General features: G+C 43.9%; 10 protein-coding genes. 9 read left to right on the top strand and 1 reads right to left on the bottom strand.

The annotated features are described in order from the left end of the window. Positions 1–249 precede the first annotated feature (249 nt). The 7 genes from ACOV1R_RS11010 (at position 250) to ACOV1R_RS10980 (ending at position 7770) form a co-directional block, all read left to right on the top strand. A complete protein-coding gene (locus ACOV1R_RS11010; RefSeq protein ID WP_003646540.1) occupies positions 250–447 on the top strand; it encodes a hypothetical protein in 198 nt (65 codons plus the stop codon). A gap of 149 nt (positions 448–596) precedes the next feature. Then, positions 597–863, top strand: a complete 267-nt coding sequence (locus tag ACOV1R_RS11005) for a phosphocarrier protein HPr (RefSeq protein WP_003638282.1) — start codon at positions 597–599, stop codon at positions 861–863. After that, positions 863–2593, top strand: coding sequence for a phosphoenolpyruvate--protein phosphotransferase (gene ptsP / locus ACOV1R_RS11000; RefSeq protein ID WP_003646541.1), 1731 nt, complete (start codon positions 863–865; stop codon positions 2591–2593). Before ACOV1R_RS11005 ends, ptsP begins: the two co-directional genes overlap by 1 nt. Before the next feature lie 539 nt (positions 2594–3132). Continuing rightward, the gene (locus tag ACOV1R_RS10995; protein WP_003643292.1) at positions 3133–4311 is read left to right on the top strand and encodes a glycosyltransferase family 4 protein; all 1179 of its coding nucleotides are present in this window, start codon (positions 3133–3135) and stop codon (positions 4309–4311) included. A 75-nt stretch (positions 4312–4386) separates the two neighbouring features. Beyond that, positions 4387–5409, top strand: a complete 1023-nt coding sequence (locus ACOV1R_RS10990; protein ID WP_003643293.1) for a glycosyltransferase family 4 protein — start codon at positions 4387–4389, stop codon at positions 5407–5409. 3 nt (positions 5410–5412) lie between these two features. Continuing rightward, on the top strand, positions 5413–6468 hold the full coding sequence (locus tag ACOV1R_RS10985) for a lysylphosphatidylglycerol synthase transmembrane domain-containing protein (RefSeq protein WP_003643294.1): 1056 nt from the start codon (positions 5413–5415) through the stop codon (positions 6466–6468). 63 nt (positions 6469–6531) lie between these two features. Continuing rightward, entirely contained in the window at positions 6532–7770 is a 1239-nt protein-coding gene (locus tag ACOV1R_RS10980) for a D-alanyl-D-alanine carboxypeptidase family protein (protein WP_015380113.1), read from the top strand. A gap of 160 nt (positions 7771–7930) precedes the next feature. On the opposite strand, the gene ACOV1R_RS10975 is transcribed toward ACOV1R_RS10980, so the two are convergent. Continuing rightward, on the bottom strand, positions 7931–9118 hold the full coding sequence (locus ACOV1R_RS10975; RefSeq protein ID WP_003644209.1) for a pyridoxal phosphate-dependent aminotransferase: 1188 nt from the start codon (positions 9116–9118) through the stop codon (positions 7931–7933). A gap of 191 nt (positions 9119–9309) precedes the next feature. On the opposite strand from ACOV1R_RS10975, the gene ACOV1R_RS10970 reads away from it, so the two are divergent. Then, positions 9310–9546, top strand: a complete 237-nt coding sequence (locus tag ACOV1R_RS10970) for a YkuJ family protein (protein WP_003643297.1) — start codon at positions 9310–9312, stop codon at positions 9544–9546. A 155-nt stretch (positions 9547–9701) separates the two neighbouring features. Next, positions 9702–11807, top strand: a complete 2106-nt coding sequence (locus ACOV1R_RS10965; RefSeq protein ID WP_217203238.1) for an LTA synthase family protein — start codon at positions 9702–9704, stop codon at positions 11805–11807. The last annotated feature ends 750 nt before the right edge of the window (positions 11808–12557 follow it).

Raw genomic sequence — 12557 nt, 5'->3', positions numbered from 1 at the left:
TGTCATGTAACCGGATTCGTTGTATATTAATTATCTGGTTAGGATAAGTGATGATGTAACTGTCTGTCTATATTATAGTACAAAGCGGTTTTTTTGCATGTATCGAGCCTGACCAGTTTTGATGTTTGCAGCGCATCGTTTTTCATTGGTGACCGTCAACAGCCAGTGAGCGGCGGAGAACTTTGTTCGTAAATATCAAAATAATGATGCAGTAATGTGTCAACCTAACTTTGAGGAGGCGGTAATTGTTTGGCAACGGATTATACCCAGTTAATGGAAGCGTTGCGTCATGGCGAACGCGACAGTTTTACCGTAACGCCGGATGAATTTATGGCTTTTCACGATGCCTATATGAAGTATGAGTATCGTAAACGAGTCATTGGTACGGCGGACTTAGATGGCCGCATTGTTTACCATTTCGAGAAGGATGGTAAGACAACCAATTAATAGGCCTAGCTTGAATGAAAGGGCTTGTATTTTAATTGGATAATTGCTATCATCATTATTAAGGGCTCTTGAGTATACGTGTTGGCGGCAACTCGAATTGACTCGGAACCAATTTTAAATTTATTTATCTTGAAGGAGATCGAATAGTTATGGAAAAGAAAGAATTTCACGTTATCGCAGACACTGGTATCCACGCACGTCCCGCAACTTTATTGGTACAATCAGCAAGTAAGTTCAACTCAGAAATTACGTTGCAATACCAAGACAAGTCCGTTAACTTAAAGTCCATCATGGGTGTTATGTCACTCGGTGTTGGTAAAGACGCTGACGTTACCATTTCTGCTGAAGGTGCCGACGAAGCCGACGCTATCGCAGCTTTAACTGAAACGATGAAGAAAGAAGGATTATCTGAATAATGGCTGAAAAGGTACTAAAAGGAATTGCGGCCAGTGATGGTGTTGCAATTGCTAAGGCCTATATGCTAGTTGATCCAGATTTATCATTCGAAAAGACAACAGTTTCCGATACGGATGCTGAAGTTGCACGGTTACATGACGCTTTCGATGCTTCCAAGGCTGAACTAAAGGTCATTAAAGACAAAGCGGTTGAAAACTTGGGTGAAGAAGAAGCAGAAGTTTTTGAAGCTCATATCACCATTTTGTCTGACCCAGAAATGCTCGGACAAATTGAAGGTAAGATCAAGGATGATAAAGTCAATGCTGAAGAAGCTTTGAAGGAAGTTACTGATACTTTCATTTCAATGTTTGAAGCGATGACGGATAATGCATATATGCAAGAACGAGCCGGTGATATTCGCGACGTAACGAAGCGGGTCTTAAGCCACTTGTTAGGGGTAACCTTACCAAGTCCAGCTTTAATTGACTCCGAAGTAATCGTGGTTGCCCACGATTTAACACCTAGTGATACAGCTCAACTTGATCGTAAGTATGTTAAGGGCTTCATTACTGACATTGGTGGTCGGACTAGTCATTCAGCCATCATGTCACGGACGCTTGAAATTCCAGCGGTCGTTGGATCTGAATCTGCCACGACTGATATCAAAGAAGGCGATACGGTCGTCTTGGATGGTATCAACGGTGACGCTTTAGTAGCCCCAACGGATGCTGAAGTTGCTGATTACCAACAAAAGGCTAAAGACTTTGTTGCGCAAAAGGCTGAATGGGCTAAGTTGAAGAACGAGGCCACCGTTTCTAAGGACGGCAAGCACTTTGAATTAGCTTCTAACATCGGGACACCTGACGATATGGATGGGGTTTTGGATGCTGGCTCTGAAGCCATTGGATTATTCCGTTCAGAATTCTTGTACATGAACAGTTCAGAATTACCTGACGAAGATACCCAATTCGAAGCTTACAAGAAGGTTGTCGAAGGGATGAACGGCAAACCCGTTATTGTTCGGACCATGGATATCGGTGGTGACAAGGAATTACCTTACTTGCCATTACCTGATGAAATGAACCCATTCTTGGGTTACCGGGCTATTCGGATTTCCCTCGATCGTGATGACATCTTCCGGACCCAGTTACGTGCGTTATTACGTGCGTCACATTACGGTCAATTACGGATTATGTTCCCAATGATTGCAACGCTTGACGAATTCCGTAAAGCCAAAGCTATCTTTGAGGAAGAAAAAGCCAAGTTGGTTGCAGCTGGTACGCCTGTTGCTGACGACATCAAGCTTGGTATCATGATTGAAATCCCAGCGGCAGCTATTTTAGCTGACCAGTTTGCTAAGGAAGTCGACTTCTTTAGTATTGGGACTAACGACTTGATTCAATACTCATTTGCTGCTGATCGTGGTAACGAACAAGTGTCATACTTGTATCAACCATACAACCCATCGTTGTTGCGTTTGATCAAGCATGTTATTGACGCTGCTCACGCGAACGGCCGCTTCACGGGTATGTGTGGTGAAGTTGCTGGGGATCAGATTGCGGTGCCATTATTGATGGGCTTAGGTTTGGATGAATTCTCAATGAGTTCAACTTCCGTGCTTAAGACACGTTCATTAATGAAGAAACTTGATACTAAGGAAATGGCTAAATTAGCTGATAAGGCACTTAACGAGTGTGTTACTAACGAAGAAGTCAAAGAATTAGTTGAAAAGAACGTCTTCGGTAAATAAACAATCAAACTAAGAGCAAATCTGTGGATTTGCTCTTTTTTTGTGGGTAAATGCGGGTCATTAACCAGTTTGTACTAGCCCCGGGTTTAGCACGACGGGGAGTGGGCTACCCGCACCGGTATGATGAGAGCTGGCACAGTACATGACGCGAATTGACTGGACATTTAGGCATTGTGACAATTGTCCATAGTTGCGACCGCGCGCTAGTCAATGATGGACACAGGGCACATTGCTACTCGCTGTTGACGGTGAAGAGTTGGTGTAGTGGAAACGATGTAATGGCGGTGTTGAGTGATGCCTAGCGATTACAATTCATCATTTCGAATTCATTTTCTATAGGTGTAGCTGGTCAGATAGATTTTGTCATGAACTCTTAATTTATATTAAGATTATTTGCAACTCGGATATTTAACCAATATAATGTTTATAATATAGGCATTAAGTCGAATTCGTGATGATCATGAAATAATGATCTAAGCGCGGTTAAGCAACATCGATTAGCAGCACGGTTAATTGATGGAAATAAGGGGAGAATCTACGTGAATATCGGGATATTTACAGACACATACTATCCACAAGTGAGTGGGGTCGCAACGTCAATCAAGGTGTTACGCAATCAACTCGAACGGGCTGGTCATCAAGTCTATATCTTTACGACCACGGATCCCCATGTTGATAAGAATATTTATGAACGCAATATTTTTCGGTTTACGAGTATTCCATTTGTTTCGTTCACGGATCGGCGCATCGCCGTTCGCGGGCTTTTTAAGGCTTACCAGGTTGCTAAGGATCTTGGCCTGGATATTGTTCATACGCAGACAGAATTCTCCATGGGGATGATTGGTAAGTTTGTTGCCAAACAATTAAAAGTCCCATGTATCCATACGTACCACACGATGTATGAGGATTATCTACATTATATTGCGAATGGTAAGTTGTTAAAGCCATACCACGTTAAGGAGGCCACACGGGCGTATTGTTATCATCTGAACGGGATTGTAGCACCGAGTGAGCGGGTTGCAAATACACTGACGGGCTACGGCGTTAAAGCGCCAATTCGCATTATTCCGACTGGAATCGACATTAATCAGTACGAGCAGCAGTCGACGGTGGATTATCGGCAAAGACTCGGCTATCAGTCTGATACGCCAGTATTACTTTCCTTGAGTCGTTTGGCCTACGAGAAAAACATTCACGAAGTCATTGCAGCCCTACCGGCGATCTTAGAACAGGTGCCGAATGCCCAACTCCTGATTGTAGGTGATGGTCCGGCACGTGAAACACTGGAAAATCAGGTTCAAGACGCCGGCTTAACGGCGCACGTACAATTTACCGGTGAAATTGATAATGATGAAGTTTATAACTATTACCAGATGGCTGACCTGTTCGTTTCGGCTTCGAACTCAGAATCACAGGGGCTGACGTACATTGAAGCAATGGCTGCTGGCCTTAAAACGGTAGTGGCTGCTAGTCCGTACACGGATCAATTACTTGATGATCCGTCACTGGGGACGACCTTTACAAGTGAGACCGATCTGATCAAGGATGTTGTGCGTTATTTACAACATCCCAATACTTTTAACGATCCCAAGCCACGGCAGAAGAAGCTTTACCAAATTTCCGCAGAGTATTTCGGCAAGCAAGTGATCAACTACTATCAAGACGTACAGCTGGCGTATTCTGAATCAGCGGATAAATCGGCGAATATTAGTAATTAACGTGTGTCAAATCGTCAATGAGCACCGCCAAAACGGGGATGCTTATTCGACGTATGACGCGTAAGGGGACGAATTATGTTAGACATTACCATGTTTTCAAAAGCTGACTCCGTCAAGGGTCAGGGAGTCGGCAGCGCCTATCTAGAATTGATGCGGTTGTTGCGGACCCATTGGCAGGATGAATTTAATATTAAAGTCAATCGATATGGGCGCTCCGCCGTTTCACATTACCATACGGTTAATCCAATGTTTTACCTGTCTACGTTTATGCCTAATCGAGGCCGTAAAATCGGTTACGTGCATTTCTTACCAGAGACGCTCGAGGGTAGCTTGAAGTTGCCACGACCATTCCAAATGATTTTCAATCGTTATTTAATCTCATTTTATAAGCGGATGGACCACATTGTGGTGGTGAACCCGACCTTCATTCCAAAATTGGAAGCATACCATATCAAAAGAGCGGATGTAACGTATATTCCGAATTTTGTCAGCAAACGTGAATTTTACGAAATGACTAAGGCTAAACAGTTGCGCTTGCGCCAACAATACGGCTATGATCAAAATAAATTCATGATTATCGGGACCGGTCAGATTCAGGATCGGAAAGGTGTTCCTGATTTTATTACGCTTGCAAAGCAGAATCCAGATATCCAGTTTGTATGGGCCGGTGGGTTCTCGTTTGGCCGAATTACGGATGGTTATCAGGAGTTGAAGCAGGTGGTGGATAACCCGCCAGCTAATCTGTCGTTTCCAGGCATCGTTCCTCGTGAGAAATTGGTGGACTATTATAATATGGCGGATCTTTTCTTACTGCCTTCTTATAACGAGTTATTTCCGATGTCCGTGTTGGAAGCTTTCAGTTGTGGGACACCAGTATTGCTCCGGGATTTAGATTTGTACCGGGCAATCATTGATGGCTACTATCAAGCGGCCAGTGATGTTGATGATATGCAACGACAGATCGACCAGTTACGCCATAATCCAGCCGGGTTGCAATTCTTGCATGACAAGGCGGTTTTGGCTGCTCAGGATTATTCGGAAGAGCGCCTTGCCAAAGTTTGGCATGATTTTTATTTGCAACAGGCAAAAGAGGGGTAGTCAATGACAAGAAAAAATATCTGGTCATTACTCGTAATGGTTGCGTTAGGCGTCGGCATTTCGTGGTACTCACTGCGCAATGTCAAACTAAGCAATCTAATGGACGATATTCTCACTTTGAATTGGTGGTGGTTATTAGTTGCGTTAGGGTGTGTCGGACTATACTTCGGTCTGGAAGCCGTGGTGGTGCAAAAGTTTGTCAGGCACCGTTATCGGAACTATCGCTTTAAGAGTGCCCTGCGCGTTCCTTTAGCCGAGCAACTATTCAACGGTATCACCCCGTTTTCTTCGGGTGGCCAACCTGCCCAAATCTTCGTGATGGCACAATCAGGGATTGACGCTGGGCGGGCAAGTTCAGTTGCATTGATGAAGTTTGTTGTTTTTCAGGCCATGGTGGTATTGAATTTCTTATTCGCCATGTTAATTGGTTTTCATTATTTAGCTGAAAAGTTAAGTTACCTGTCACTATACGTTTTGTTAGGTTTTCTGATTCACTTTGCGGTGATTGTTGGTCTGTTGCTGGTGATGTACTGGTACAACTTTACAAAACGAGCGGTGAAGATCGTCTTGATCCCGGTCAGCTGGTTTATGAAAGCTGAGCGATTTGCCAAGTTCGAAAACAATATTAGTGAAAAAATCGATTCGTTCTACGAAGAAAGCGTTCGAATGACCAAGGACTGGCGGATGCTGGTCGAAGTTTGTATCGTCACCTTCTTACAGCTACTGTTTTACTACCTGATTCCGTATTTTATTATGCGGGCAATGGGAATCGATGATGTTAATTTGATTATGGTGACTAGTTTGAACGTGTTGATCTTCTTAGTGACATCACTATTCCCGATTCCAGGTGGGGCCGGTGGTGCTGAATTTGGTTTCACGGCGTTGTTTGCTAAGTTCATTCCCAGCCACAGTAAGCTGATTTTAGCGATGCTGATCTGGCGGATCTTAACGTATTATTTAGGACTATTCTTAGGGATGATCGCCATGGCGATGCGGCCTGAAAAAGCAGAAGAAATTCCGATTGCGGCACCTAGCCGGTCGGATTCACAAGAACAGTAATTTTAATGGGCCGACATCATTGTTCGACCCATTTTTCGCGGTTACGAATTAAAGGAAGGTACTATGTTAAAGTTAATCAAACAACGGTTGGTATGGGGACTAGTGTTGACAGCGACAGTCAGCGGGGTGTTGAGCTGCAATGTAGCGGCACACGCGACCAGTAGTAAGGCGGATGAGGTCAAAGCCGCCTACGTGATGGATGCCAAGTCTGGTCAGGTCGTTTATGCGCAGAATGCCGATCAGAAATTACCAATTGCGTCCTTGAGTAAGCTCATGACGCTGTATTTAGTTGAACGGGCCATCGAGCATGGTCAGATCAAGTGGACGGATGCAGTCCCAATTCGCAAAAATGTCCGTAAGATGGCAACCAGTGCAACTTTATCCGTAATGCCGATGCCCGCCAAGGAGACGTTTACGGTTAGGGAGTTATTCGCAGCTACCTTGGTAGGGTCTTCGAATAGTGGTGCCATTGCGCTGGGGGAGTATGTTGCTGGCAGTAATGATAAGTTCATTAAATTAATGAATCAACAAGCGTCCAAATGGCATTTGGATGCGAGTTTTATTAGCGCTTCGGGACTTGATAATACTGATTTGAAAAATTACGATTTAAAAATTAAGGGAACCAGCGATCAGGACCAAAATCTGGTGTCAGCAAGGGCTGTGACGACCATTGCACAACATTTGATTGATGCTTACCCCGATGTTATTCAAGTTGCTAATCAACGTTCAGTCAAAATTCATAAGTATACGGTCCCAACTTCGGTGGAGATCCTGAAGGGCGCCGAGTACTATGATCCCCGCGTGCCAGTCGATGGACTGAAGACCGGTTATACGAATCAGGCCGGTGCTTGCTTAGTCGCTACATACCGGCAGAACGGCCACCGGATGATTGCAACAACACTTGGCGGTGCGTGGCAGTTTACGGCGAACAACAACTTGCGGCTGATGCTCAAAACGACCGAGCAGTATAAACAGGTTGTGCCTAAGAGCATCAATTATCAGATTCCGGGGACGCAGACCAAAGTGCGTCTGGTGACGAAGTACAATTCAAAACTGTGGGTGAATAGTAAGCAGCCAATGACGCAGACCAAAATTGCTTTGTGGCCATTACATCGGACAGCGCCAAATTATCTGGCTGCTAATACGGCCGTTCTTAAATTGCGATTGACGGATCCATTGTCAGGAACGGCGAAGGAAGTCATTTATCGGACGCCTGAAGCGCTGACGATGCTTGGACCACTTCAATGGGCAACAGCGCCCGCAAAACGGACCACCACGGGCACGTATGCGTTCGCAAAGTGATGCTCGCTTAATAGATCGTGTGATGCTGAAGACAAATAAAGGTGCGCCAACTATCGTAATTTACGAGTAGTTGGCGCACCTTTTTGAGTTGAATCCAATTCAGTCATTGAAATGACTAACAGTGATGAACTAGGACAGTTAGCTGGTGGACTGTCGTTGCTTAGTTGATACGGTTAGCAGGTTCCTGCATATATGCAGTGAGGCGATCCATGGCCTGGTGGAGCTTTTCCATGCTAGCAGCGTAACTTAGACGCACGTAGCCTTCCCCCTCGGCACCAAAACCAGTCCCTGGAATAATCGCGAGCTGATTCTTGCGTGCTAAGTCTTTACAGAATGCCATCGAGTCTTGTTCAAAGCCAGCTGGAATTTTCGCGAAGATATAAAAGGCTCCGGTAGGACGTGCGATTTTGAAACCGAGCTTCGACATCGTTTGATAAACGAAATCACGCCGAGCTTGGTATTCTTGCCGCATTGGTTGCGCATCATCGATTCCGTTGGTGAGGGCTTCAACACCGGCCTTCTGAGCAATCGTGGTTGCTGCAGTGACGTAGTATTGGTGGACTTTTTTAAGTTGGGCCGTCATTTCCTTAGAGGCAAACAGGAAGCCGATTCGCCAGCCAGTCATAGCATGAGACTTCGATAATCCATTGATCAGGATCACTTCGTCAGGAATGAATTTAGCAATTGAGACGTGGTCGCTACCGTAAGTCAGTTCACTGTAAATTTCATCGGATACGACCCACAAGTTATGGCGATGGAAACAGTCGGCGAGCGCTTTGATTTCATCTTCAACATAGGTGACACCAGTGGGGTTATTCGGGTAGTTTAACACGATTCCCTTGAAGTTCTCGTCAGGATGAGCAGCAATAAAATCGTCGACCATCTTAGGCGTAATGACAAAATCGTTAACGCCTGTATCCATGAAGAGGGGCTTGGCGTGTGCTTCTTGAATGATGGGGATGTACGCTGGAAAGATTGGGGACGGAATGATAATGGCGTCGCCAGGATTACAGATCGTCGTTAATGCAGTTGCGATAGCTTCAGTCGCTCCCACGGTCACTAAGACTTGGTCTTCAGCATCATAGTGGACGCCGTACTTTGTCTCTTGAAAGTGGGCGGCCGCTTGGCGTAGCTCCAACAGACCTGCCATGCCAGTATAGTGGGAGTAGTTGTCATCAATCGCCTTTTTAGCAGCCGCTTTAACGTGCTCAGGCGTGTTGAAATCGGGTTCACCGAGCGTTAACTTGACCATATCAGGTATCGCACTAACTTCTTCGTCAAACTGGCGGATGGTTGAAACTTGAATGTGACTGATGGTTTCATTGAGATCGTCTCTAAATAGTGTCATATATCCGAACTCCTTTAATTTATAAGTTGTTCTAATTTTAGCACAACTTCTCACCGTCTTAGCAGGAAGTTAGGGTATAATTATAAGTGTGAAAATTTGTGGTAAAAATGGGCTTTCTACTAAAAAAACGTGTTATTAGTCCTATTTTTTGCTAGAATGTAAACAAAACTTGAAGGAGCGAGATTAGTATAATGGATAAATCTGAACTATCAGCAATTCTCAAACGACTAGAAGCCATGCGCACAACTGAAGCAACCGAAGTGCAATCACGGCGGTTCGAAAAGGAAGGCGTTCAACGTGGGCAAGTAGCGTATGATCCCGCTACCTCGACGTACACGTTACAAGAATTCAATCCAGACCAAACGTTTGAATTTGATAACATTGACCTCGTGGCAATTGAATTATACGATTTGCTAACGGATAACTAGATTCCCCCAAAATCCAGATAGATTTTCGATAGATCCATATTATGACGCGTTGTAATGTTGAAGAATTTTTGAAGAAATCTTCAAGATATTGCTAACTAGTACGCAACCGTTATAATATGGATTTGTTAATAGCAATAACGGAGGAAGAAATTACCATGCCTAAATTTATAAAAAACACGGTTGGGAAGGTCAACACAACGTTGGGCTTTTACCTCCTAACCGTGGTCTTATTTTGGCTAAAGACATATATCGCTTATAAGAGCGAGTTTACTTTAGGGGTTAAGGGACCCGTTCAGGAATTTATCTTGTTCTTGAATCCATTTCCGACAGCGATCGTGCTGTTCGGTATTGCCCTATATTTCCGTGGTCGCTTAAAGTATTGGATTATGATGATCATTGACGCCCTACAGACGACGTGGTTATTTGCCAATATCTTGTATTACCGGGAATTCTCTGATTTCATGTCGGCGGGGGTAATTAAGAGTTCCGGTGCTGCTAGTAATAACCTCGGAAAGAGTTTGGGACAGATCATTCATGGAACCGACTTCCTAGTTTATGCAGATGTCGTGTTGCTGATTCTGTTATTAGCCTTCAAGGTCATTCGGATCGATCCACGGCCTTTCAAAATTCGGTATGCTGCAACACTGACCATGATTGGGGTGGCGTTGTTTGCTGTTGACCTCGGCATGTCTGAACATGACCGTTCAGATTTATTGACGCGGACTTTTGATAACAACTACATCGTTAAGTACTTGGGACTCAACACATATGCAGGGTATAGCTTCTATCAGACCGAAAAGGAAAGTGCGACGCGCGCCCAAGCAAGTAGTAGTGATATGAAGAGTGTGCTAGCCTACCTCAAGAAAAACCAGGCTGGCGAGAACGTCAAATACTTTGGTAAAGCGAAGGGCAGGAACGTCTTCGTGATTCATTTGGAAAGTTTCCAGCAATTTTTAATTGATTATAAGGTCGATGGTAAGGAAGTTACCCCGAACCTGAACAAGTTCTATCATGATAAGAGTACTTTGAGTTTTGATAATTTCTACCATCAAGTGGCGCAAGGGAAGACCTCTGATGCTGAAATGATGATGGAAAACTCCTTGTTTGGTTTACCAACCGGGTCAGCGATGACGCAGTATGGGACGTCGAATACGTTCCAGGCAGCGCCAGCAATCCTATCACAAAAGGGCTATACGACTGCGGCTTTCCACGGTGATGTGGCTAGTTTCTGGAATCGGGATAACGCGTATAAGTCGTGGGGGTATAACTACTTCTTCTACTCTTCTTACTATAAAGAGAAGTCAGACTACAATATTGGTTATGGCTTGAAGGATAAAATCTTCTTCAAAGACTCTGTTAAGTATTTGGAGCAATTACCACAACCATTCTACGCAAAGCTGATTACGTTGACGAACCACTATCCATACGAATTGGATAAGAAGAACCAGTCGATCGATAAGACGACGACCGGGGATTCAACCGTTGATGGCTACGTTCAAACGGCCCATTATCTTGATCAAGCCTTTGCCGAATTCATTAGTTACTTGAAGAAGGCCGGCTTATATAAGAATAGTATGATTGTGCTTTATGGAGATCATTATGGGATTTCAAACAACCATAAGGCTGCCATTGCACAGTTATTGGGTAAAAAGTCGGTAACGAGTTTCGACTTGGCTCAATTCCAGAAAGTACCATTTATGATTCATTCTGAAGGAATCAAGGGTGGTATTAACCACACGTATGGTGGTGAAATTGATGCGTTGCCAACGATTTTTGACCTGTTAGGGATCAAGAACAAGGGTTACATCCAGTTCGGAACGGACTTACTGTCGAAACAGCATAACCAGACAGTGGCTTTCCGGAACGGGGATTTTGTCTCACCGACATATACGAAGATCAGTGGGACAGTCTATGATTCGAAGACCGGTAAGAAGCTAACGGATATGACGACGAAGCAGAAGGATACTGTCAAACAGATGCAAAATCATGTGACGACGGAACTCTCACTCTCTGATCGGGTCATCCAGGGTGACTTACTACGGTTCTACACGCCTAAGGGCTTTAAGAAGGTCAATAAGTCGGACTATAGTTATAAGCTGACTAAGACCCTCAAATCATTGAAAGAGATCCAAGCTGAGAAGAAGACGAGTGTTCTCTCGAAGCATAAGGGCAAATCAACGGAGAGTCTGTATAAGACGGATGCACCAGAACTGTCTAGCTCAAGTGACAGTAGTAGTAGTTCAAGCAGTAGTTCTGATTAATCGAACTCGTATCAACTAAGGGATAACGCTGACGGCGTTATCCCTTTTTGGTTGCGGAAATAAGCTGCCACTTGTTTTGACCACAGCGCGGTACACTATTATTAAGCCGATTGTTGCGCAGTGTGAATTGACACTGATGGTGAACGATGAAGTATTACCAATTTTGGAGTCCCAAGTAAATGCAAAGTTGGAATGGTAGGCGCGTCGCGGATGTTGTGAACCGATAAAGTACGGTGATGAGGTGGGGATGCTGACTGATTGGTTGTCTTGATTTGGTAGATTGTCAGCGAAATAATATTCATTATGCTAGCGTTGGTTTACTTTGAAAAACAGTCGTTGAAAATTAAAGGGAGATTTATTGAACTTTTGCTTGCTATCTTAATAAAAACCCCGTAGAATATAGTCTATTGCGACATTAAGCGGTGTTTAAAACTTTTCTGAAATTAATTCATAAAAAGGGTTGACCCGGGTCGTTATTCTTGGTATTATATTTCTTGTCGTTAAGAGCGATATGCAACATTACTCATTATTATGAATATTCAAATTGATGTGAGCATTTACATTGAATAGTTATTCAAAACAATTTATAAAAAGATGTTGACAGCTTGTTCTGATGATGATAAACTTTAATAGTTGCGTTGAGGTAATCAACGAACGATTTAGACCTTTGAAAACTGAACAAAGTTTCGACGAATCAAATGTGTAGGGTCTCTTGATTTTGAATCAAGAGCAAAACATTTGCGAAGTCAA

The organism is Lactiplantibacillus sp. YT640, from assembly GCF_049745435.1.
Taxonomy (GTDB): Bacteria; Bacillota; Bacilli; order Lactobacillales; family Lactobacillaceae; genus Lactiplantibacillus; species Lactiplantibacillus plantarum.
The sequence above is the reverse complement of the archived record's forward strand: the minus strand, read 5'-3'. Positions and strand labels throughout refer to the sequence as shown.